The sequence below is a fragment of the Aerococcus sp. 150760013-2 genome, assembly GCF_053627715.1.
The window spans coordinates 87,063-111,374 of sequence record NZ_JBSEYI010000008.1; the positions used below are offsets into that span (position 1 = coordinate 87,063).

Here is a 24,312-nt window from a genome sequence, read left to right on the forward strand (position 1 = left end):
AAAATGGATATTTCAATTTTTGCAGCTATAGCTATTTGTGTTATTGCATTATTCGCTGGTTTTGAAAGTGTGTTGGACTCATTCCAATTACACCAACCAATTATTGTTTGTACATTAATTGGTCTTGCAACAGGAAACTTAACTGAAGGGCTACTATTAGGTGGTCAATTACAATTAATCGCTTTAGGTTGGATGAACATCGGGGCAGCGCAAGCACCAGATGCTGCCTTAGCAGGTGTAATCGCTGGTATCTTAGTATTAACTAAAGGTGCTTCTGTAAACGAAGGTATCGCCATTGCAGTGCCTTTAGCAATCGCTGGTCAAGTATTAACAATCTTCGTTCGTACAATGACAGTAGGTTTGGCACATTATGCTGATGGCCAAGCGGAAAAAGGCTCTATTCGTGGAGTTGAATCTGCCAATATGATGGCTTTAGGTCTTCAAGGTTTACGTGTAATGATTCCAGCAATCGCTACATTAGCTTTACCAGCTTCAGCTGTACAAGGCGCTTTAGCAGCCATTCCAGACTGGATCACAGGTGGTTTAGCTGTTGGTGGTGGTATGATCGTTGCTGTAGGTTACGCAATGGTTATCAATATGATGGCAACCAAAACAACATGGCCATTCTTCTTTATCGGTTTTGCTTTAGCAGCCGTTACAGAATTGAACTTAGTGGCAATGGGTATTATCGGTTTGGCCTTAGCACTTATCTACATTGAACTGTCTCCACAATTTAATGGCGGTGGCGGTTCAGGATCTGGTGGTTCAGGTTCAGTTGATGCTCAGTTAGACGCCATTTTAGAAGACTATTAAGGAGGGGTAGACATGACTGAAGAAGTAACAAACCGCGTAACATTATCAAAACGAGACCGGATGGTTGCAAACTGGCGATTAACTTTCGTTCAAGCTTCATGGAACTACGAGCGTATGCATAACGTTGGTTGGGCTTATGTACTAGCCCCAGCAATCAAAAAATTATATACAAGTAAAGAAGACCGTACGGCAGCTTTACAACGTCACTTGGAATTCATCAACTCTCACCCATACGTTGAGGCACCAATTTTAGGGGTAACCTTAGCCATGGAAGAAGAGAAAGCAAATGGTACAGTCATTGAAGACCAAGCTATCCAAGGGGTTAAAGTTGGTATGATGGGTCCACTTGCTGGTGTGGGTGACCCAATCTTCTGGGGTACTTTACGTCCAGTAATCGGTGCATTTGCTGCATCGCTTGCTTTAAGCCAATCAATCATTGGACCAATCTTATTCTTCGTACTTTGGAACTTAATCCGTGTAGCCTTCACTTGGTACACACAAGAATTAGGTTACCGTGCAGGTTCTGAAATCACAAAAGACTTGTCTGGTGGTATCATTCAAAAAATCACTGTTGGGGCATCTATTCTAGGGATGTTCGTTATGGGGGTATTGGTACCTCGTTGGACAACAATGAATTTCCCAAAAGTAATCTCTGAAGTAACTAACCAAGAAGATGCTATTGTAAACTTTGATGGTTTAGTTGAAGCAGCTAACAACAGCAATGTAACAGCTGACAGCTTCCGTGATGTGATTAACCAAATTTCATCAGGTCAATTAGTAAATACAACAACAGCCACATCATTAGGTGATGTATTCAACCAATTATTACCAGGTATGATGCCATTACTATTAACATTAGCATGTATGTACCTATTAAAACGTAAAGTGAGCGCAACTACCTTGATTTTCTCTATCTTTGTGATCGGTATCGTGCTTTATGTATTAGGTATCATGGGTTAAGATGACAGCTCAATTAAATACTGAAGTAACGTTCGTCTCCAAAGCGAATGCGATGGTCAACCCTATCGACCCTAAGTCAGGCTTACTGATGGTGGGCGATAAGGGTGTCGAATTTCGCGAGGAGAACGGACCAGGCTTCATTCAAATTCCATGGGTTAACATTACACGCATCCGCGTGCAAATGTTCTTCAAAGGACGTTACGTCCGCGGCTTCTACTTTGAAACCGATGAAGGCCAACTCCTGGAATTTGTTGTCGAAGAAGCTAAAGATAGTCTTCGGGCAATGCGCAAGTACCTGCCCCGAGAAAAATTCGTCGCACAACAAAGTAACCTAGCCAACTTATTCAAAAACCCCTTTAAACGAGGAAAGAAAGACAAGGAGTAGTGACGATGCAAGAACCCATATTCTTAAAAGCCTACCTAGAAGAAAAAATCTGGGGTGGACAAAAATTACGCAGTCAATTTAATCTAGACATCCCTTCAGACCAGACGGGAGAAGCGTGGGTCATTTCAGGACATGAACATGGGCAATCTATCGTGACGTCACCTGAATCCCTTGCCGGCTTAAGTCTATCTGACTTGTACCAAAAACACCCAGAAATCTTCTTGGGAGAAGCGGCTGACCGTTTTCCATTATTAATCAAAATTATTGATGCCAAGGAAGACTTGTCCGTCCAAGTGCACCCGGATGACACCTATGGACTAGCCCATGAAAATGACCTTGGGAAGACGGAGTGTTGGTATATTATGGACGCTGATCCAGGTGCCTATCTGATTTACGGCCACAATGCCCAGAATAAAGAACAGTTCTTAGAAATGGTCGAAGAGAACGAGTGGGACCAACTGTTACGTAAAGTGCCCGTTCATGCCGGTGATTTCTTCGCCGTGCCAGCAGGGACCATCCATGCTATCGGTGGCGGCGTATTAATCCTCGAAACCCAACAAAGTTCTAACACCACCTACCGGGTTTATGACTACGGACGAAAGGACGCCGATGGCAAGGAACGTGATCTACACATCCAACAATCGGCGGATGTCACCATGTTCCCCCACAAGGACGCCCTAGCAACCGGTCATACAACTGAACTACCGGGTGGCTCAATCCAAGAATATTGGACCAATGAATACTTCTCCGTGGCAAAATGGACAATCGAGGATAACTTGCATATCAACTTATCCGACAAGTACCAATTGTGTACAGTCCTTGACGGCCAAGGACAAGTAACGGTTGGCGACAAGGCTTGGGACGTAAAAGCAGCAGACGCCTTTATCCTACCAAGTGACCTTAGAGAAATCACACTCACTGGGCAATTTAGTTTGATGGTAGCAGAAGAAGCATAAATGGCTAGCGGGTGTTCAACCTGTTGAACGAATAAGAACCATAAAAATAGACCAAGGGGACATCAAAGCAGATGCAACCCCTTGGTCTATTATTTTTTTAGGATGTTCTATGTAAATCGCGCGGCATTCTTTATACTTTTCTGGATACCGCATCATCTGGACTTAGTCGAGATATCCTGCCTCTACACTATTTAGGAAGCTATACCCTTGCCCCATGATAACACCGCCACCTACTAGATTGCCCATAAAGGCGAAGATCCAATTAATCAACACGGCCATCATATCCATGTCATTACCTGAGAAGAAAGCGATACTCATTAGCGAGAAATTCGCAATAATATGTTCTAACCCACCATAAACAAATAGGAAAATAACGGCGATGATAAATAGTAGGCGGCCAATATCATCTTTCATTTTCATCTGCCCCATAATGGTGATATTGACGAAGATATTTGCGAGAATCCCGTCTATGAATAAGGTCCAAATGTCTTTATCCAATTTCGCATTAATCATGGTCATGATCGCAGAATCAGCATTAAAATAATGTGCGATACTAGAATGCCCAATGAGTATACCAACAATAGCAGCCCCTAGTAGGTTCATGCATGTGCAAATAAAGATAATGGTTAATGCTTTTGACCAAGATAATTTCCGGCGATGCGCACCTGCGAAAAGGTACATCATATTTGAAGTAGCCAACTCACCGTTCAAATAAATAATCATGGCTAAACCTATCGGAAATATCAAAGCGTAGCTTATTTTACCTAAAGACGGGTAGTCTACAGCAATGGCATCCCAAACCAAGACACCAATAGCGGTTGGCAGGGTTAAGAATATACCCGCGTAAATAGCCCGCAACAAATATCGGACTTTTGATTGGTCAAAAAGGGCATCCTTCTTGGCAACTGCACCGTCGATTTTACTCATGAAACTCGAAATATTCATATCGCTCATAGCTTGTCTCCTTACAATCATTTTTTGATATTATGGACAAATTTTTCATAATGGTAGCCTAGCACAAACGTGAAGCGATTGTTTTAAAAACAAGACATTAAATAGTTATAAGTTATCAAAAGAGCGGTAGTTTGATAATATTTTCACAATATCGACAAATCATGTACGCGATTGTATTTATTGGATTAGTAATAATGTGGGCGCAAATGGCATAAAAAAATCGTGCAAAATACTGGGAGAATAGATACTATTGAAGGTGAAAAGCAAATATTTTGGAGGCGAAATATATGAAAGACAAATCAATTTGGATCGACCACTACAAGATGGCAGGACATGAAGAAGGCGGCTTTTTCTATCAAGTATTGAAATCAGACCAAACCATCCAGCTAGAAGGCCAAAAACCACGTGCCCTATATACCAGCATCTACTTTCTCCTAACAAGCAACAATCCATCAAGATTCCACCGTTTAACAGCCGATGAAGTGTGGTACTACCACTACGGCAGCCCACTAACTGTCCACATGATTACAGCAGAGGGTGGCTATCAACAAGTCACTTTAGGCACAGACGTTGAACAAGGGCAAGTTCTACAAGCAGTCGTACCAAAGGGAACTATTTTTGGCTCAACAGTTGAAGACTCAGATAGCTATTCACTAGTCTCATGCATGGTTAGCCCAGGCTTTGAATACGATGACTTTGAACTATTCAAACGAGCAGATTTACTCAACCAATACCCAGATTATGCAGATATCATTCACTGTCTAACCCTAGCGGACTAGGCATATCACCTGCCTTAATATATTTCTAAAGAATCCATCACAGATTGACCACAATTTTGAGTCGGATTTTCATCATATCTTCACAAGTATCGTCTACTATATAAGCATACCCAATAAAGAACCAAACTTTTTCTTCATAAATCTTTCTCCTCCCAAAAACGAAAGATTACAGTCAACCAGTCGTCCTCCCAACGGCTGGTTTTCTATTGCAAACTTGAAAAATGGCTTTAATAACCTATAACCTTAAAATCATAGAAACAACACAAATTTTGACGAAATCTTCACAATATCTTCAAAGCTATCGCCTATTATATAAGCATACCCAATAAAGGAACCAAACTTTTCTTCATAAATCTTTCTCCTCCCAAAACGAAAGATGACAAAAAACCAGCTGCCTCCGAACAGCTGGTTTTTTAATGCCTAAATATAGTTTAAGCGCTCCTTAGTGCCCCTTCTTTTCGTAGTATATCCCCCAAATCAAGTTCAGTATAAATAAGATTAAAAATATACGGTTGTATTTGTAGGATTCTTGGAAGGTAAAGGTGACAAAAGCAAATATGACGAGTAATAGAATGGTTATATTTCTAGGGATTAAGACTTTTTTCATATGAACACCAATCTGTTGTTGGCGAGTTATCTATTTTATAGAGAAACTTTATAAGTATTTAGCAGTTGTACTTAGATGGTTAATCCATTATTCAAAAATACGAACCGAGGACACTCTTTAAACTTTCCCATCTATTCGATCCAATAGGTACGAGATATTGTCTTTACTAATTTGGTCCTAGCAGAATTACTATATACTTTTGTAATTGTGTTTTGGCCAATTAGAACTTCTGTACCTCTAGGAGATGTTGCGATAATATTTTGCATATTGACTGTTGGATAAACATAAGCTTCGGGTGACTTCATCAAAGAAATTATATCATAAAGTCCAATGGCTGCTTTTATTTGCCAACCAGGGATTAAATTGAGCAGGTTTGTAATTCCATATTTTGCAAAAGCCTTAGCTCTGGAACTTGCTACTATTTTATATCCTGTCCAAGAGGAGTAACGAATATTTTTATATCCTAGTTTTTTGTAGTCATTAATACTACTTCTATCCCTTTCTAGTAATAAAATTGAAATGACGTCCTGGGGTTTTATCTAGGCGGTAAGAAAAACCATCGGTCATCTTTAATGTATCCTGGTCTGATAATTGAATATTTTCTGGCAAGAAGCCCACTCGTTTCAACTGCTCAGCAACGGTTGCTTGATTATCAATCAAGTATTTCTCTCGACGGGCATCCCATTGAATAAAATCATCCGCATAACCAAGTGCCTTGAATTGGTCAGCAACATCTTTGTCCACTTCAAAAGAATCTTGTGCGATAGATGGTCCGAAAATAGCTTTCATTTTACCCATAAAAAGGTCTGGATCTTGACCTTTAATTTGTGCAAAAGTCCAAGAAACGATGTCTTGAACGGTCCCTTTCCAGCCTGAATGGATGGCACCAATTAAACCAGTATCTTCGTCATAAAAAATCACAGGTACACAATCTGCCGTAAAGACGCCAACAACCACATCGCTTTCGTAAGTGTACAAGGCGTCCACATCATCCACCGCATCTTCAGCCGACAGACTACCGCGTCCCCGGTCCCCAGATTTGACATGGTAAGCTTTTTTGGAATGGGTCTGGTTAGCAAATGCAAATTGAGCGACATCAACCTGTAATGCCTCCGCTAAAACTTGTCGATTTGCGATAACCAGTGATGCATCTTCCCCAGTATGTAGGGCTAAATTGCCGTTAAGGGCTTGGTTGGGATCTTTTAAAGTCGTACCAGCAATTAAATTTTCTGGTGTGTCATAGAATTGGATCGTCATAAGGTTCATCCTTTCTGCTTTCAGTTACGCTTATTATAGCAAACAAGCGGTCTGACTAATAAAGTCCTGCAAAAACTGTTAAAATAGAAGGAAACAAGAAAATGACCGATAAGGAGATAATTGTATGACAACCAACTTGAACAAAGGGGACCAAAAACATGGTTTCACCCTTGTAGACAGTCAATTTATTCAAGATGCCAACGCCCAAGTCCACACCTTTGCCCATGAACAATCAGGCGGCCAAGTGATTTGGGTTGAAAATGATGACCAAAACCGTTCGTTTGGGATTGGTTTTAAAACACCACCCAAAGATTCGACTGGTGTAGCCCACATTGTGGAACATTCAGTCCTTTCTGGATCACGTAAATATCCAGCGAAAGATCCATTTATGACCATGTTGAAAACGTCAATGAACACCTTCCTAAATGCTATGACCTTTTCAGATATGACCATTTATCCAGTATCATCGATGAATGAAGAAGATTTCCATAACTTAACGGATGTCTATTTAGACGCCGTTTTCTTCCCTAAAATGACCAGCGAAGAAAATATTTTCCGACAAGAAGGATGGCATAAAGAGTTATTCGACAAGGACGAGCCAATAATCTATAACGGGGTCGTTTACAATGAAATGCGTGGGGCTTATTCAGACGCAGAACGCATTATTATGCAAGATGTTACGGCAAATATGCACCCAGGGTCAACCTATGCCCACGAATCAGGCGGTTATCCATACGAAATTCCTGATTTAACATTTGACAATTTCAAACAATTCCACGCCGACCACTACCGTCCAGATAACGCCCTTGCCTATGTTTACGGTGACATCGATATCGACCGAACATTAGGTCAAATCAACGGCGATTTCTTCAGTGAATTCTTGAAAAAAGACCAGCAAGTTCAATTTGACTTGCCAGAAACAAAGGATGGCCACATCGAATACCAGGCCTTTTATGACGCTGATGAACGCAAGACAGCCGAAGATGATTCTTACCTTACCTACATGACTCATGTAGGTGCATCTACAGACTTGACTAATAATTATGTGGCCAATATTTTAAGTGATGCCTTAATTGAATCTGAAGCTGCGCCAATACGACAGGCCCTTATCGAAGCTGGGCTAGCGGAAGAAGTTGAAGCCATTGGGTCAGACGGTTACTACCTAGATTTCGGTCTAGTTCTGAAACAATTCAATCCAGCTAATAAGGACAAGGCCCTTGCTGTAATTAAAGAAACCCTAACTGACCTTGTAGCCAACGGGATTAACCGCGATCTACTTGAAGGGGTGATCAACACCCGCGAATTCGCAGCCCGTCAAGCCGGCGGTGCCATGAAGGGGATTACCTATGAAATCCAAATGACCATGGCATGGCGGTATGGCATGTCTCCGACCGAAGTCCTTCATTTTTCGAAATATTTCGACGATTTAAGAGCGAAATTAGCCACTGACTTCTATGAAGAATGGCTTCAAGACAACTTGCTGGCGGCAGATGCCAGCTTAGTCGGTATTTACCAACCGAGAGTTGGCTTATTCAAAGAACAGGACGACCAACTAGAAGCCAAGTTAGCTGCTGAAAAAGCCGCAATGACTGACCAAGACATTCAAGCATTAATTGAGGAAAACCAAGCTCTGCGGGTCTACCAAGACACACCGGATACCGAAGAAGCCCGTCAAGCCCTACCGAAATTAGATATTTCTGACGTACCGCGGACAACCCAAGCGATTGCTGAAGAAACATTAACCGGCCAACAAGGGGTGCCTGTCCTTTTCCATGAACAAGACGCATCAGGAATCCGTTATGTACAATTGGCTTATCGGTTAGACCATATTACAGCGGAAGACTTGCCATACGTGAATTATCTAACGATTTTATTAGGGTTATTGGACACGGAAAATTATGATTATCGTCAAATGGACATTGAAATGATGAAGGCGACTGCTGGCATTTCTATGCGACCTAAAGTCTTTATTCGTGAAGGTTCGCAAGATGATTATGTGCCAGTTTTAGTGTCATCATTTGCGGCGATTGGTGACCATTCTGCTCGTGGTTTTGAACTATTACAAGATACGATGAAATTTACTGATTTTTCTGATAAGGCACGGATTTTAAATGTCTTACAACGGGTGAAATTCAATATGAGTCAGTCATACGAAGGGGCTGGCCATCGCGTAGCCATTTCTAGACTGCGGTCATTCTACTCACAAGCAGCCAAGTATGAAGACGTTATTTCAGGCCTATCATTCTATGACCACATGACCGACTTAATCGAAAACTTCTCGACCAAGGCAGATGACTTTATTGCTAAATTGATTGAAGTGAATGGCAAAATGTGGGATCCTCGCATGTTGACAGTTAGTTTAACAGCAGATGCAGCGGATAAAGCCACATTACTTGAACAAGTTGATCATTTTATCGATCAAGCTGACCAGACGGATAACGTTGAACCCGTATCTGTTGAGTTTGATTTAGCGGGCAACAACTATCACGAAGCCATTCAAACCAATGGTAACGTCCAATACGTATCCGTAGGTGGTCGCGTGCCAATTGAAGACTACAATGGGCGTTATGTTGTCTTCGCCAATATCTTATCTAAAGACTACTTACACGAAAATATTCGTGCCAAAGGTGGTGCCTATGGTGCGGGCATCAGTCTAACATCATCCGGTGACGTTACAACCTATTCATACCGGGACCCGAACGTAGATAAGACAGTAGATGTATATCGTAAGCTACCGGATTTCTTAGCCAATCCAGGACTTAGCCAAGACGACCTTGATCAACTTATTATTGGTTCAATGACTGCCTTCCATTATCCATTAACACCAGCCAGTGTGAATAACTTGATGGTGACACGTCACTTTAGAGGCATGACCAAAGATATGTTAGATGCACGATTAAGCCAGGCATTAGATACCAAAGTTGCGGATCTAGTTGCCTTTAAAGATCAAATCCAAATCGCACTAGACGCAGACAACCTAGTCGTCTTTGGTAATAAGCAAAAAATCGACGACTCAACGCAAACATTCAACAACAAACGTACGATTTAAGCAAAAAAATTAAAAGAGAGAAAAAAGATTTCACTTCGAAATCTTTTTTCTCTCTTTATTTAGTTAACTGCGATTTGTATTGTCCCAGTCTCATCTCAATATTTAAAAGATAATATTCCACGGCATACAATAAGAATAACAAATAAATAGTTTATTTAGAAAATGTTATTCATTTTGCTTATTGAAGCCCTAGTGCTTCACCAAATGTGAGTGCAACAAAGGCCAAGAGTAATAAGACCCCGCCAACAACCTTCAAACGGGCTTGTTGGGCAGCAGTCATACCTTCAGGGGTTTGCCCCTTCCAGATGATATAAACATTGACTAAAATACATAAAATGGCAAAAATGGTTCCGACTAAATAACGGCTCATATAGGCTCCTTTAATTATAATTGTGACAATTTCACTTCGACGGAAGTTGTCACAGCTTGATTGTTGATACGACTAGTCCCAGAAACGGTCCACTCGATGGATTTAATTTCATTCGTATAACGGTCAGTAACCAATTGAATTTGGTGGACAGCGTCGTTGTTGTAAGACTCACTCACAATACTATTCAATAAATTGTTTAATTGCTGATTTTCCCCAGAGAAAGAAACGGTTTGATCACTTAAAGAACCGGTCCATTCACCGATCGTATCAAGCGTCGTTAATATACTGTGGATTTGACTAAGAGATAGGACATTTAAACGGTCCAAGTGAGAGTCATTGGTTAAACTTTGTTGCCATTCGCTGCCATTTTCCTTGTAGGTAGATTGGGCGTCGTTCGTTTCAACTTGTAAGATGGCATCATCACTGCCAGAAGCAAGATTTTTTTGAATAAGTGTTCCAGAAAAGTTATCAGCATTATCATAAGAAAGGGTCGACATAACTGTTTCAGTATTTGCGGGTTCAGTAGTTACCTGTTCGATGGTCGTAGATTGCTTGTAGGATTGGGTTTCAGTTAAAGTTTCATTGACCGCATTACCTAATTCTGTTGACGATTCACGCGCTTCAACGTGGTTACCAACTAGTAACATGATGCTCGCCAATAAAACCCATTTAAATAGTTTTCGCATTTCAGGCACCCTTTATATTTATATTTTAAGTAGTTCGAAGATTGGGAATGTTTATGACGCTATACGTCAAAGGTGATTTCACCTAATATCTCTATTCTATAGAACTTTTGTGAAGATTTAAAGACCAATCGTTTAAAATATCACATTAATTTCCCTTGATTTCAACCACTTGAAAGGGGTCACAGATTTTGAAAAATTATTTGCAGTATTTTGCTGATTTATGACTTATAAACTAGTAAGGGCTTTAAAAAAATGCTAATACGATAGCTTGGCGAAGCTAAAATTATCTCATTGAAGAAACTTTCGGTATAATAACTGTAATGTGATATTGAATCTAATCAATCCACAAAGCAAGAAACTGAAATAAAGTCGTGAAAAAATAGGGATAGACATTAAGATTAGGCGAAAGCGGGGGCTAATGATATGGTGATGAACGGTGTATTAATGCAGTATTTTGAGTGGGACTTACCTGATGATGGTAGCTTATGGAAAAAGTTAGCGGAAGATGCAGAACACTTGGCATCAATTGGGATTTCTCATGTGTGGATGCCACCAGCAACTAAAGGTCAATCGAGTGACGACGTTGGTTACGGGACTTACGACTTATTTGATATTGGGGAATTTGATCAAAAAGGGACGGTTCGTACCAAATACGGGACCCGCGCAGAATACCAAGCGGCAATTGATGCCTTACATGAACAGGATATTTGGGTGCTAGCGGATGCCGTTTTAAACCATAAGGGTGGGGCTGATGAAACGGAAGTATTCCAAGCCTACCCAATGAACCCAACAAATCGACAAGAAAAGCTTGGTGAAGCTCGAGATATTGAAGGTTGGACCAAATTTACTTTTCCAGGTCGTAACGGGGAATATTCTGATTTTATTTGGGATTTTAACTGCTTCTCTGGGACTGATTTTGACCAAAGAACAGGTGAAAGTGGCATCTTTATGATTAAAGGTGAGAATAAAGGTTGGGCAGATGATGAAGCAGTGGACGGAGAGAATGGTAACTTCGACTACTTGATGTTTGCAGATATTGATTATGGTAATCCTTATGTTCAAGAAGAAGTCTTAAAATGGGCGCGTTGGTATTTAGATTCTTTTAATTTAAATGGCTTTAGAATGGATGCCTTAAAACATATCGATTTTGCTTTTATCGACCAGCTAATATCTGCTTTACGAGAAAATAATCCAGATATCTATGTTGTAGGGGAATACTGGCAAAGTAATACCGGTGTACTTTTCGATTATTTAGCGGAAACGGATTATCAAATTGACCTATTTGATGTGGCCTTACATCAACGTTTTAAACAAGCAGCTGCATCTTGGGATCAATTTGATATGGGATCCCTGCTTGAGGGATCACTCTTAAAAGATCGACCGGATTTAGCTGTGCCTTTTGTCGACAACCACGACTCACAACCAGGGCAATCCCTTGAATCTTGGGTGGACGAATGGTTTAAACCCATTGCTTACGGGGTGATTTTGCTGCACCAATCCGGCCTACCAGCTATTTTCTACGGAGATTATTATGGTATTGAAAGTATCGACTACAAAGGTTTCCAAGAGACCTTAGATAAGCTTTTAGCCTTAAGACGTGAAAATGCCTACGGTGATCAACATGATTATTTTGACCATAGAAATTGTATTGGTTATACCCGAACTGGCGATGATGAACATCCAGATGGACTCGCTTTTATCGCAACCAATGGTGAACAGGCGAAGAAGCGTATGTATGTAGGAGAACTTCATGTAGGAGAAGAGTGGGTAGACGCGATGGGTGAAATTGAAGGATCGGTAACCATTGAAGAGGATGGTACTGGTGTATTTAAAGTACATGCTGGGTCAATGTCCGTTTGGGTCAACAAGTTTGACGCAGAGCATATTGACGGTGAAGCAGATGAAGATTTTGAAGATACTAGCTATCTTGGAGAAACCCCTACTGAAGAACTGGCTGATCCGGATGTAGAAGCAGCACAAGTGGAAGATGGGGAAGTGGCTGCTGCTGACCAGAGCGAGTAAGTAACACTGAATCCACATGGTCTAACATTTAGAAATCTGCTAATCAATGGTACAATAGGTCAGTAAAATTCAAGTATGCGTAGTAAAGGATGGAATTTGTTTATGACAGTAGAAAATACACGAGGATTTGAGAAAATCTCGGCCTATGCTAATGATGAGGCAATTACATTACCAAGACGTTCAACAACCCTATCGGCTGGCTACGATATCGCAGCGGCTGAAGATATTGTTATACCGGCAATGTGGAAGACTGGTGTGAAGCATGTGCTAAAAGACCTCGCTCATTTAAATGTAGCAGGTGAAGTAGACGAAAGTGCTATGAAACCAGTGCTAGTGCCAACAGGTTTGAAGGCTTATATGGGCGAGAATGAATACTTACAATTAGCTTGTCGGTCTTCAAATCCTCTTAAACGTGGGCTTTCATTACCTAATGGGATAGGTATTGTTGATGCAGATTACTACAATAATGAAAATAATGAAGGTCATTTATTTGTTCAATTAGTAAACTTTGGTTTACGTGACGTTCAAATTAAAAAAGGTGAGCGTATTGCGCAAGGGATTTTCCTTTCTTTCTTAACGACTGCTGATGACCAGCCAAGTGATCAAGTGCGTGCAGGTGGTTTTGGCTCTTCCGGTCAATAATAGTCAGTTGCCATTTTTCAAATAAATAGAAAGGAGTGAAGTCCAATATGGCGAAGAAAACGACAACGAGATATGTGTGTCAGGCTTGTGGTTATGAGAGTGTTCAGTTCTATGGCAAGTGTCCGAATTGTGGGGCCTGGAACCAAATGGAAGAGGAACGCTTATATGGGAAGACTATTGCTCATCCAGAACCCCGCGTTGGACAAGCCAATTCAAGCCGGATGAAGCCACAAAAATTAGCGGCGGTTAAAGGGGAAGAAACCCCGCGTATCCAAACCCAATTAGGCGAATTAAATCGCGTCTTAGGTGGCGGTGTGGTGCAAGGTTCGCTGGTTTTAATTGGTGGTGACCCAGGGATTGGGAAGTCAACCTTAATGCTACAGGTATCAGCTGAATTGCATCAGAGTGCTGGGCCAGTTTTATATGTGTCCGGAGAGGAATCGATGCATCAAATCAAGCTACGAGCGGAGCGACTAGGATTTGAAGGTGCAGATTTCTATGTTTATGCAGAAACTGATATGGCGGCTATTCAAGATGCCATTTATGACTTACAACCGCGCTTTGTAGTGATTGACTCTATTCAAACTATGACCCACGAGGATGCGACATCAACGGCTGGATCAGTTGGCCAAGTCCGCCAAACGACAGCAGAGTTAATGAAATTAGCGAAGTCACAAAATATCGGTATTTTTATCGTTGGCCATGTGACGAAAGAAGGAAACATTGCTGGACCGCGTATTCTAGAACACATGGTGGATACTGTACTGTATTTTGAAGGTGAGAAGCATGATACTTTCAGGATTTTACGGGCAGTGAAGAACCGGTTTGGGTCAACCAATGAAATAGGTGTCTTTGACATGCAACAAGACGGCCTGCATGAAGTCGCTAACCCTTCCGAACTCTTCTTAGAAGAAAGACTAGCTGGTACTAATGGATCAGCGGTTGTTGCTTCGATGGAAGGAACACGACCGATTTTAACGGAAATTCAAGCGCTACTTACACCTACCTCATTTGGGAATGCCCGTAGAACAGCTTCTGGCTTAGATTATTCACGGGTATCACTAATTATGGCTGTACTTGAGAAGAGAGCCGGTTTAATGCTTCAAAATCAAGATGCCTACCTCAAATCAACTGGTGGCGTCCGTTTAGATGAACCAGCGATTGACCTGGCTATCGCTGTAGCTGTGGCTTCTTCATACCGAGAAAAAGAAACCAAACCAACTGATTGTTTCATTGGAGAAATTGGTTTGACTGGTGAAATTAGACGGGTAACAAGAATTGCGGAACGTGTTCAAGAAGCTGAAAAACTAGGTTTTGAGCGGATTTTTATCCCAAAAAATGCGATATCAGGTTTAACTGGCAAACAAAAAATACAAGTAGTTGGTGTAACTACTGTAAGAGAAGTATTGAATGCGATTTTTCCAAAATAGATAAATACTGGAGAGTTTGGACTGAATGGTAGCCAAGCTCTCTTTTTATCTCCAATATGAGTCATATGTTAATTTCAGGTTAAGATTATAAATACTAGACTGTATTTTAAGTAAGCTTATTGTGTAAATGTAAACAAAAAGTTATACTATAAAAAGCGGTAGTATAGCAAAGAAACCGCTTCATAATTTATTTTTTTAGAATTAGAAAAGGAGGTGAATAAAATGAACGAGAGATTTTGGAAAATTTTGTCTCGCGTGCTCATTGTGATATTAGGATCTTCAATAGGTTATTATGTATTACCGTTACTTTGGGACATGGTCAATATCAATATTAGCTTTTTCTATTCTCCATTGTTTAACATCGTACTTGGTGCAATTATTCTTTTTCTTATTTACGGATTAACACAGCCTTTATTGATGCGTTTTATTCGCAATATCGAACGTGACATGCGTCAGTTATCGATCGAAAAGGTTTTAGTTTCTGCAATAGGTGTTATTATTGGACTAGTTTTAGCTTGGTTAATCAACATTCCTTTAGTGGCGATTGGTTGGCCATTCATTTCAAATATCTTGCCAATTGTCTTAACCATTGTCTTAGGTGTATTAGGTTTCTATATCTTCTCTAATAAGAGCGCAGAGATTATGGAAATGCTTACCCGTTTTCCGCAGGTGAGACGTAGTGAATCAACGGATACGGCTATTACTGAAGATATGCAATCAGATAAGGAAGCACATGAAAGTGACTTATCAACTCACTCAGAAGGCCTTGATATGTATACAGATGCCTTACTATCACTTAGACAAGCTGCGGATGAGGCTTACCAACCCTATAAGATTTTAGATACATCAGTGATTATCGATGGACGGATTTTAGATGTCTTAAAAGCTGGATTTATCGAAGGCGTGATAGTGGTACCCAACTTTGTCTTGAAAGAATTACAATACATTGCAGATTCAGCAGACTCATTGAAGCGAGTTCGTGGCCGACGCGGTTTGGATATTTTAAATCAAATCCAAGCGCTAGATGATGTGATTGTAGATTTCTACGCTGGCGATTTCGATGATGAATCGGAAGTAGACTTAAAATTATTGCGTCTAGCCAAATTAGTTGATGGTGTTGTGGTAACCAATGATTATAACTTGAATAAAGTGAGTCAATTCCACAAGATTAAAGTATTAAACATTAATGAGTTGGCTAATTCATTGAAATCTGTTGTGATTCCTGGCGAAACGATTTCTGTACATATTGTAAAAGCTGGTACAGAGCGCCAACAAGGGGTTGCCTACATGGACGACGGTACGATGATTGTTGTTGAAGAAGGGAAACATCATATTGATGAGACCCTTTCAGTAGAGATTACCTCAGCTATTCAAACCAATGCAGGACGCATGATCTTTGCCAAAATAGCTGACTAGATATATAATTATAATGATGGAAAATTAGGTTGGTATTTTTACCAGCCTATTTTGATTGAAAGTACAAGATAAAAGGAGAAATCAACATGTCAGATAAAGTACGCGTACGCTATGCGCCAAGTCCAACTGGCCATTTACATATCGGGAATGCTCGTACCGCCTTGTTCAACTATTTATTCGCTCGTCACAACGGCGGGGAATTTATTATTCGTATTGAAGATACCGATACAAAACGAAACCTTGAGGACGGAGAAAGATCTCAACTAGAAAACCTACAGTGGTTGGGTATTGAGTGGGATGAAGGTCCAGATAAGCCAGGTGAATTTGGACCTTACCGTCAATCTGAACGTAAGGAAATCTACGACCGTTACCTAACAGAATTACTAGATAAAGGCTTAGCTTACTATGCATTTGATACATCTGAGGAAATCGAAGCAGAACATGAAGCCCAAGTCGCAAACGGTGAAACACCACGTTATATCGGTAAATGGCGCGATAAATCACAAGAAGAAATTGACGCAGCACGTGCAGAAGGTCGTCCAGAAACAATCCGTTTCCGCGTACCTGAAAACACCACTTATACGTTTGATGACATGGTAAAAGGGGACATCTCTTTTGAGTCAGCAGCCATTTCAGGTGACTTCGTTATCCGTAAACAAGACGGCATGCCAACTTACAACTTCGCCGTTGTTGTTGACGACCACTTGATGGAAATCACTCACGTATTACGTGGTGACGACCATATTGCGAACACACCTAAACAATTAATGATTTATGACGCGTTAGGATTTGAACGTCCAACATTTGGTCATATGACATTAATCGTTAACGCTGAAACAGGTAAAAAATTATCTAAACGTGACGGGTCAATCTTACAATTTATCGAACAATACCGTGACTTAGGTTACCTACCGGATGCAATGTTCAACTTCATTACATTATTAGGTTGGTCTCCAAAAGGCGAAGAAGAAATCTTCTCACACGATGAATTGATTGAGATCTTTGATACAGACCGTTTAAGTAAATCACCAGCAGCCTTTGATAACAAAAAACTAGAATGGATCAATAACCGTTACATGAAAGCTGCAGAAGCTGAAGATGTAGCGAAATTAGCGATTGAACATCTACAAAGAGCTGGCCGTGTATCTGAAACTTCTACAGCAGAAGAACGCGCTTGGACTGAAAAATTAGTTTCATTATACAAAGATGAAATGTCATATGCAGCTGAAATCGTTGATTTATCAGATATGTTCTTCCAAGATGAACTACACATCACAGATGATGCTAAAGAAGTATTAGCTGGCGAAGGTGTAGCGGATGTTTTAAAAGCCTTCCAAGCGAAATTAGCGGAAATTCCAGCTGATGACTTCAAAGAGGAAAACATTATGGCAGCCATCAAAGCCGTTCAAAAAGAAACTGGCGTAAAAGGTAAAAACTTATATATGCCAATCCGTGTAGCCACTTCAGGTGAACAACATGGTCCTTCAATTGGTTTAACAATTGAAGTATTGGGTAAAGAAAAAGTAGCCCACCACTTAGACCAAGCACTAGCAAGTTTATAATCAAACATTTAATACCCCCTATCTAAGCGTAAAAACTTGGATAGGGGTTTTTTTATATTTAAACGCTACAAAAAGACGTGTATAACTTAATAGTTTAAAAAAAGCTATAAGTAAATACAAAAATCGCTTCCGTGCTATCTAAATTTATCATCGTATTTATGTATAAAAAATATAAAACGTTTGAAAACCCCTAATTTATCATATTCTATAAAAATTAGAAGATACAATTTGTTATTTCTTTTATGGAACTTGTGAATAAGGATTGATAATAGTTCATCTCCACCCCTATACTATGACTAGATTAAACACAATATATAGGGTTAAAAAATAAACAAAGCACAATTTATTGTGTTTTTTAATAAAAAGCGAGGAGTAATGACCATGACAATCACAGTTTATGCAAAGAGTGGCTGCCCACAATGTGTATTTGCTAAGAAATACCTTGAAGCTAAAGAGATTCCTTTTGAAGAGAAACGGGTAGATCTAGAGGACATGTATCTAGATGAAGTAAAAGAATTAGGTTATTTGTCTTTACCAGTAATTGCAGACTCAACAGGAAACCATTTCAATGGTTATGTACCTGAAAAGATGGAAGCTTTGGTGGAAGCATGGCAAGCATAGTTTATTATTCATTGACGGGTCAAACTAGACGTTTTATCAATAAAGTTCAAGGCTTCGATACTTATGAAATTTCATCAGCAATAGCACCAGTGACAATGACTGAGCCTTTTATTATGGTGATTCCATCATATGAAAGTCATGTGTATGGTGACGTGATTGAAACGGCTGAAGAATTTTTAGAATGGGCGGATAATGCTAAGTTATGCAAGGGCTTTTTTGGTGGGGGCAACCGTAACTTTGCCCAACTATTCTGTGTAACGGTAAAGGAACTATCTGCTGAGTTTGATATTCCTGTCTTACATGGATTTGAGTTCCAAGGATCTGCTTATGATGTGGCTAAGTTAACAGAGGAGTTAGAGAAAATTGACAGATACCAAGAAATTAAAAATTGAAAATACGAAAGACATTACTTATTTTAAGCTTAACAATATGGTAAATATCCCAACTGCTGACAAGCAAATCCAATTAAATAAGGACCGTGAAGCGGTTAGGGCTTATTTCTTAGAATATGTGAACCCGAATACGGTTTTCTTCCATACATTAGAAGAAAAATTACAGTATTTAGTAGACAACGATTATATTGAAGAAGGCTTCTTAAATAAGTATTCTTTCGATTTCATCCAATCCTTATTTGATCATTTGTATAGCCATAAATTCCGTTTCAAGAGCTTTATGGGTGCTTATAAGTTTTACACGCAATATGCGCTAAAAACCAATGACAACAAACGATTTTTAGAAAGATATGAAGATCGAATTGCTTTTACTGCTTTGTATTTAGCAGATGGCGATGAAGATTTAGCTTGGCATATTGCTGAAGAGCATATTGAACACCGTCTACAAATGGCTACACCTACCTTCCTAAACGCTGGTAAGAAGCGTCGTGGTGAGATGGTTTCTTGTTTCTTAATTGATGTCCAAGATAATATGGAGTCAATTGGACGAGCATTGAATTCCTCTCTACAACTCTCTAAACGTGGTGGTGGTGTAGGTGTAAACTTGTCTAACCTTCGTGAAGCCGGTGCCGCAATTAAGGGTATTGAGAATGCTGGTTCAGGTGTTGTGCCAGTAATGAAACTGTTAGAAGATGCCTTTTCTTATGCTAACCAATTGGGTCAACGAAATGGTGCTGGGGTTGTTTATTTAAACGCCTTCCACCCGGATGTGTATGAGTTCTTATCTACTAAGAAAGAAAATGCAGATGAGAAAATTCGTGTGAAGACCCTGTCTTTAGGACTGGTTGTGCCGGATAAGTATTACGAACTATTGAAAACAAATGAACCCATGTACTTGTTTAGTCCATATGACGTGGAAAGAATCTACGGCGAGCCATTTGGTTACGTGGATATCACTGAACACTACGAGGATATGGTCGCCAACAAAGAAATCAAGAAATATAAAATCAATGCCCGGGAACTAGAACAAGAGATTTCTCGTCTGCAACAAGAGTCTGGTTATCCTTACATCATGAATGTGGATACGGCCAACCGTGAAAATCCAGTCAACGGGACCATTACCATGTCTAACTTATGTTCTGAAATCATGCAGGTCCAAAAACCGTCTATTTTAAACGAGGACCTCACTTACGAGGAAGTCGGACTAGATATTTCATGTAACTTGGCTTCAACTAATATCACGGAAATGTTGAAGATGAATGACTTTGAAAAAGCTGTGGATACTGCTGTACGGGCTTTAACTGCTGTTTCTGATATGACATCAATCCAGGCTGTGCCAAGTGTTGAACGTGGTAACTCAGCTTATAACTCGATTGGATTAGGCGCGATGGGACTACATACAGCACTGGCGACTAATCAAATCCACTACGGTTCGCCAGAAGCGTTAGAGCTAACGGATGCTTACTTTATGGCCTTGCGTTACTATGCTTTGAAGACCTCAAACCAAATTGCTAAGGAACGTGGAGAAAGCTTCTTTGAATTTGACCAATCAGCTTATGCCGATGGTTCTTACATTCGTGAGCGTTACATTGATCACCAAGAACCGTTCGTTTTCCAATCTGAGAAGGTAGCTGAGCTATTCGACCATATTCACATCCCAACACCGGATGATTGGGCGACATTAAACCAAGCAATTATGGCGGACGGACTATATAATGCTTACCTATTAACAGTTGCACCAACTGGATCGATTTCATATATCAACGAAGCATCATCATCGATTCATCCAATTGTGCATTTAATTGAAAACCGTCAAGAAACGAATATTGGGTCAATGTTTTATCCAGCACCATACTTGGATGATGATACTATCCAGTATTACAAATCTGCTTACGAAACGGATATGCGTCAAGTAATCGATACTTATGCAACAGCACAAAAACATATTGACCAAGGGATGTCCTTGACCCTGTTTATGCAATCAACTATTCCACAAGGTTTATATGAATGGAAAAATGGTAATACGGACAAAATGACTACCCGTGACCTTAACCGCTTGCGTAATTATGCTTGGGCACAAGGGATCAAATCGATTTACTATGTGCGGACTTATACAGATGACTCCGATAAAGAAATCGGTGTTGACCAATGTGAATCATGTGTGATTTAAATCGTAAACGAGAGGAAAATTAATAATGACACAAGAAAATAAAAAATACTTTAACCAGATTTTGAACGGTGAACCAACCAACCACAACGTTTTATACTACAAATCAATTGATTGGGACCGCGTAGAAGATGCGATTGATAAATCAACTTGGGAAAAATTGACCTCACAATTTTGGTTGGATACACGTATTCCAGTATCTAATGACCGTGATGATTGGCGAATCCTAACAAAAGAAGAACGTGATGTAGTCAACAAAGCCTTTGCTGGCTTAACAGCTTTAGATACTTTACAGTCTGAAGAAGGGGCAAACGTTATGCGTGATGCTGTTCGGACACAACACGAAGAAGCGGTATTGAACAATATCCTATTTATGGAGTCGGTACATGCTAAATCTTATTCAACAATTTTTATTTCATTGAATACGACTCGTGAAATTGATGAGATCTTTGACTGGGCTAATAACAACGAATACCTCCAATATAAAGCACGTCGCATCAACGAAATTTATCAAAATGGAACCGGATTACAGCAAAAGGTTGCTAGCGTATTTCTAGAAACTTACCTATTCTATTCAGGTTTCTATGCACCATTATGGTATTTAGGCAACAATAAATTAGAGAATGTCGCTGAAATTATCAAATTGATTATTCGTGATGAGTCTGTACACGGTACTTACCTGGGCTACAAATTCCAATTAGGTTACAATCAACTATCAATTGATGAACAAAATGAATTAAAAGACTGGATGTACGCGCTGCTATTTGACTTAATGGAAAATGAAGAGAAATATACCGAAGAAATCTATACACAAGTAGGTTGGACGAAAGAAGTTAATACCTTTGTACATTATAATGCCAACAAAGCCTTACAAAACTTAGGATTTGAACCCTTCTATCCAGATGGCACAGCAGAAAATGTCAACCCAATTGTGATGAATGGTATCTCAACAGATTCAAGTAACCATGACTTCTTCTCACAAGTAGGAAATTCATACTTAATGGGTGAATCAGAAGCGATGGGCGACGATGATTACGACTTTTAAATTTCCAATCAATACAAGTAAAAAAAACTGGCTCTCAAGCTAGTTTTTTTGTGGTTGGATAAGCTTTTTATTCAGATTTACCGATACCCATTAGAAATTGTTCGTCGTTTCGCCGAACAATCCCTTGCAATTGGGGTATATTGTTCGTACAATGGAGGTAACAAAAATAAAGGGGCTATTTATCATGAACTACTTACAAAAACGTATTTTAAAAGACGGTCAAGTCATCGATGAAAAGATTTTGAAAATTGACTCATTCCTAAACCACCAAATCGACCCGAAAGTGATGCATGACATCCAAAGTAACTTCTTTGATTACTTTAAATCACGTGAAATTACCAAAGTATTAACCATCGAAGCAAGTGGTATTGCACCTGCTATCATGGTAGCTGCACACTTCCAAGTACCGATGTTATTTGCCAAAAAATCTGAACCATCAACACTTGCTGGACAAGATAAATTCTCAACATTAGTACATTCATTTACTAAGAATAAAACAAGCGAAATTATCATCTCTAAGGAATATTTAAATGAGAATGATAAAGTACTGATCATTGACGATTTCTTAGCGAATGGTGAAGCGAGTCTAGGTTTAATTGACTTAGTGAAACAAGCTGGTGCAGAAGTTGTTGGTGTGGGTATTTGTGTAGAAAAATCATTCCAACCAGGACGTCAACGCCTTATTGATGCGGGTGTAGATGTTTACTCAGTTTGCCGTATTGCTTCATTAGCAGGTAATAAAGTGACTTTTGTAGATGAAGAAGATGAAAAGTTAGCATAGCGGGTGGCCAATTTGAAGAATATAAATTTTAAAGATGTTTTCTCAGCTAAAACTACATTTCTTTCACTACAACATTTACTAGCCATGTATGCCGGTGCTATTGTGGTACCGTTAATTATCTCAAGTTCTCTAAACTTCACAACCCAACAGACGCTATACCTTGTCTCAGCAGATATTGTTATCTCAGGGATTGCAACATTCCTACAACTTTACCGGGGTAAATTTATCGGTATGGGCTTACCCGTTGTAATGGCTTGTTCCTTTACAGCTATTGGGCCAATGGTTCAAGTGGGTGGTCAATATGGCTTAGGCACCATGTTTGGTTCAGTCCTAGTAGCTGGTGTCATCATCCTACTATTGGCGCCAATCTTTGCTAAACTATCTCACCTGTTTCCGCCGTTAGTGACAGGGACTATCGTGACCCTAATTGGTGCAACCTTGATTCCTGTTGCAATTAATAATCTAGCAGGTGGCGAGGGTAGTGCAGACTACGGTAATATGGATAATTTAATCTTGGGGTTAATGACTTTCTTGATTATTCTCTTACTATATCGCTTTACTAAAGGCTTTCTTCAATCTATCTCTATTTTGATTGGACTAGTTGCTGGTATGATTATTGCTATCTTTATGGGTAAAATGGACATGCAGCCTATTTTAGAGGCATCTTGGGTACAACTACCGGTGCCTTTTGCAATTGAGTCGCCATCATTTCATCCAGCAGCGATTTTATCGCTAACAGTGGTTGGTATTATTTCTATGATTGAAGTAACAGGTATCAACTATGCCTTGGCTGGTATGTATGATAAAGACATCGATGAAGCAGATCTTCGTCGTTCATATTTCTCAGTAGGGATTGGGTATTTACTTGCTGGTATCTTCAATACATCACCACAAACTGCTTTCTCCCAAAACGTGGGCGTAGTACAAATGTCAGGTGAAAAGCGAAAAACCATTTTCATCAACTTGATTATCTTAATGCTACTAAGTGGTTTGATTCCAAAAATTGGTGCTATTGCAACTTCTGTACCGTCAGCCGTATTAGGTGGTGCAATGATTTTCTTATTTGGTAATGTCTTATCATACGGAATCAGCGTATTGGGTGCGCAAGATTTAGCAGACAATCGTAACCAATTGATTATTGGTGCTGCAATTACAATCGGTTTAGGTGTGGCTATTGCACCTGCAGCCTTTGCACAACTGCCAGAATGGATCTCTTGGCTCACGTCTTCAGGAATCGTAGCTGGTGGTGTAACAGTTGTCTTACTAAACGCCTTCTTCCATGGCGTAAAGAAATAAATCACTTTAAAATATCTCTTTTAAATAGGACGAATTTACAATTTAAGTGCAACAACAATAATAAAATAAAAAAGATCCATAGTTTTCCTATAAAATAGATGTACCAACCAACTATTAGAAGG

At 39.8% G+C, this 24,312-nt stretch carries 21 protein-coding genes; 17 read left to right on the plus strand and 4 right to left on the minus strand.

Annotated features, from left to right (window positions below; all coding sequences use genetic code 11):
• The first annotated feature begins 3 nt into the window (after positions 1-3).
• From ACUW85_RS05875 to manA, 4 genes are read left to right on the plus strand one after another with little or no spacing between them, the layout of a single operon-like run.
• The gene (locus tag ACUW85_RS05875) at positions 4-813 is read left to right on the plus strand and encodes a mannose/fructose/sorbose family PTS transporter subunit IIC (protein WP_048727615.1); all 810 of its coding nucleotides are present in this window, start codon (positions 4-6) and stop codon (positions 811-813) included.
• A 12-nt stretch (positions 814-825) separates the two neighbouring features.
• Complete coding sequence (locus tag ACUW85_RS05880; RefSeq protein ID WP_149256061.1) at positions 826-1,773, plus strand: PTS system mannose/fructose/sorbose family transporter subunit IID; 948 nt, start codon at positions 826-828, stop codon at positions 1,771-1,773.
• A gap of 1 nt (position 1,774) precedes the next feature.
• On the plus strand, positions 1,775-2,158 hold the full coding sequence (locus ACUW85_RS05885) for a DUF956 family protein (protein ID WP_149256062.1): 384 nt from the start codon (positions 1,775-1,777) through the stop codon (positions 2,156-2,158).
• Between the two features lie 5 nt (positions 2,159-2,163).
• A complete protein-coding gene (gene manA, locus ACUW85_RS05890) occupies positions 2,164-3,114 on the plus strand; it encodes a mannose-6-phosphate isomerase, class I (protein ID WP_149256063.1) in 951 nt (316 codons plus the stop codon).
• 162 nt (positions 3,115-3,276) lie between these two features.
• Here the strand turns inward: manA and ACUW85_RS05895 are convergent, their stop codons facing one another.
• On the minus strand, positions 3,277-4,068 hold the full coding sequence (locus tag ACUW85_RS05895; RefSeq protein ID WP_149315163.1) for a formate/nitrite transporter family protein: 792 nt from the start codon (positions 4,066-4,068) through the stop codon (positions 3,277-3,279).
• 287 nt (positions 4,069-4,355) lie between these two features.
• On the opposite strand from ACUW85_RS05895, the gene ACUW85_RS05900 reads away from it, so the two are divergent.
• The gene (locus tag ACUW85_RS05900) at positions 4,356-4,847 is read left to right on the plus strand and encodes a cupin domain-containing protein (RefSeq protein ID WP_149256065.1); all 492 of its coding nucleotides are present in this window, start codon (positions 4,356-4,358) and stop codon (positions 4,845-4,847) included.
• Positions 4,848-5,946: 1,099 nt separating this feature from the next.
• On the opposite strand, the gene pgeF is transcribed toward ACUW85_RS05900, so the two are convergent.
• The gene (gene pgeF / locus ACUW85_RS05905; RefSeq protein WP_182023566.1) at positions 5,947-6,711 is read right to left on the minus strand and encodes a peptidoglycan editing factor PgeF; all 765 of its coding nucleotides are present in this window, start codon (positions 6,709-6,711) and stop codon (positions 5,947-5,949) included.
• A 124-nt stretch (positions 6,712-6,835) separates the two neighbouring features.
• Here pgeF and ACUW85_RS05910 point away from each other — a divergent pair, with 124 nt between their 5' ends.
• Positions 6,836-9,760: an insulinase family protein gene (locus ACUW85_RS05910; protein WP_182023565.1), complete on the plus strand. Its 2,925-nt coding sequence runs from the start codon at positions 6,836-6,838 to the stop codon at positions 9,758-9,760.
• A gap of 178 nt (positions 9,761-9,938) precedes the next feature.
• Here ACUW85_RS05910 and ACUW85_RS05915 read toward each other — a convergent pair whose 3' ends face one another.
• Both ACUW85_RS05915 and ACUW85_RS05920 read right to left on the minus strand, forming a co-directional pair.
• The gene (locus ACUW85_RS05915) at positions 9,939-10,130 is read right to left on the minus strand and encodes a hypothetical protein (protein ID WP_016896493.1); all 192 of its coding nucleotides are present in this window, start codon (positions 10,128-10,130) and stop codon (positions 9,939-9,941) included.
• Between the two features lie 14 nt (positions 10,131-10,144).
• Positions 10,145-10,816, minus strand: coding sequence for a hypothetical protein (locus ACUW85_RS05920; RefSeq protein WP_182023564.1), 672 nt, complete (start codon positions 10,814-10,816; stop codon positions 10,145-10,147).
• Positions 10,817-11,242: 426 nt separating this feature from the next.
• Here ACUW85_RS05920 and ACUW85_RS05925 point away from each other — a divergent pair, with 426 nt between their 5' ends.
• The 11 genes from ACUW85_RS05925 to ACUW85_RS05975 all read left to right on the plus strand — a co-directional run bounded on the left by ACUW85_RS05925 (position 11,243) and on the right by ACUW85_RS05975 (position 24,190).
• Entirely contained in the window at positions 11,243-12,838 is a 1,596-nt protein-coding gene (locus ACUW85_RS05925) for an alpha-amylase (RefSeq protein WP_286162709.1), read from the plus strand.
• A gap of 102 nt (positions 12,839-12,940) precedes the next feature.
• Positions 12,941-13,480, plus strand: coding sequence for a dCTP deaminase/dUTPase family protein (locus tag ACUW85_RS05930; RefSeq protein ID WP_149256070.1), 540 nt, complete (start codon positions 12,941-12,943; stop codon positions 13,478-13,480).
• Positions 13,481-13,527: 47 nt separating this feature from the next.
• Positions 13,528-14,910, plus strand: a complete 1,383-nt coding sequence (gene radA, locus ACUW85_RS05935) for a DNA repair protein RadA (protein ID WP_149256071.1) — start codon at positions 13,528-13,530, stop codon at positions 14,908-14,910.
• Between the two features lie 222 nt (positions 14,911-15,132).
• Positions 15,133-16,326 carry a PIN/TRAM domain-containing protein gene (locus ACUW85_RS05940; RefSeq protein ID WP_182023563.1) on the plus strand — a complete coding sequence of 398 codons (1,194 nt, stop codon included), beginning with the start codon at positions 15,133-15,135 and terminating at the stop codon, positions 16,324-16,326.
• 86 nt (positions 16,327-16,412) lie between these two features.
• Entirely contained in the window at positions 16,413-17,888 is a 1,476-nt protein-coding gene (gltX, locus tag ACUW85_RS05945) for a glutamate--tRNA ligase (RefSeq protein ID WP_182023562.1), read from the plus strand.
• 381 nt (positions 17,889-18,269) lie between these two features.
• Positions 18,270-18,509: a glutaredoxin domain-containing protein gene (locus ACUW85_RS05950; RefSeq protein ID WP_016896486.1), complete on the plus strand. Its 240-nt coding sequence runs from the start codon at positions 18,270-18,272 to the stop codon at positions 18,507-18,509.
• Positions 18,497-18,901, plus strand: a complete 405-nt coding sequence (nrdI, locus tag ACUW85_RS05955) for a class Ib ribonucleoside-diphosphate reductase assembly flavoprotein NrdI (RefSeq protein WP_083068297.1) — start codon at positions 18,497-18,499, stop codon at positions 18,899-18,901. The genes ACUW85_RS05950 and nrdI overlap by 13 nt, the downstream gene beginning before the upstream one ends.
• Positions 18,873-21,071, plus strand: coding sequence for a class 1b ribonucleoside-diphosphate reductase subunit alpha (gene nrdE, locus ACUW85_RS05960; RefSeq protein WP_182023561.1), 2,199 nt, complete (start codon positions 18,873-18,875; stop codon positions 21,069-21,071). The genes nrdI and nrdE overlap by 29 nt, the downstream gene beginning before the upstream one ends.
• A 25-nt stretch (positions 21,072-21,096) precedes the next feature.
• Positions 21,097-22,113: a class 1b ribonucleoside-diphosphate reductase subunit beta gene (gene nrdF / locus ACUW85_RS05965; protein ID WP_003141322.1), complete on the plus strand. Its 1,017-nt coding sequence runs from the start codon at positions 21,097-21,099 to the stop codon at positions 22,111-22,113.
• A 184-nt stretch (positions 22,114-22,297) separates the two neighbouring features.
• Positions 22,298-22,894: a xanthine phosphoribosyltransferase gene (locus ACUW85_RS05970; protein WP_016896482.1), complete on the plus strand. Its 597-nt coding sequence runs from the start codon at positions 22,298-22,300 to the stop codon at positions 22,892-22,894.
• Positions 22,895-22,897: 3 nt separating this feature from the next.
• The gene (locus ACUW85_RS05975) at positions 22,898-24,190 is read left to right on the plus strand and encodes a nucleobase:cation symporter-2 family protein (protein ID WP_182023560.1); all 1,293 of its coding nucleotides are present in this window, start codon (positions 22,898-22,900) and stop codon (positions 24,188-24,190) included.
• Positions 24,191-24,312 lie beyond the last annotated feature (122 nt).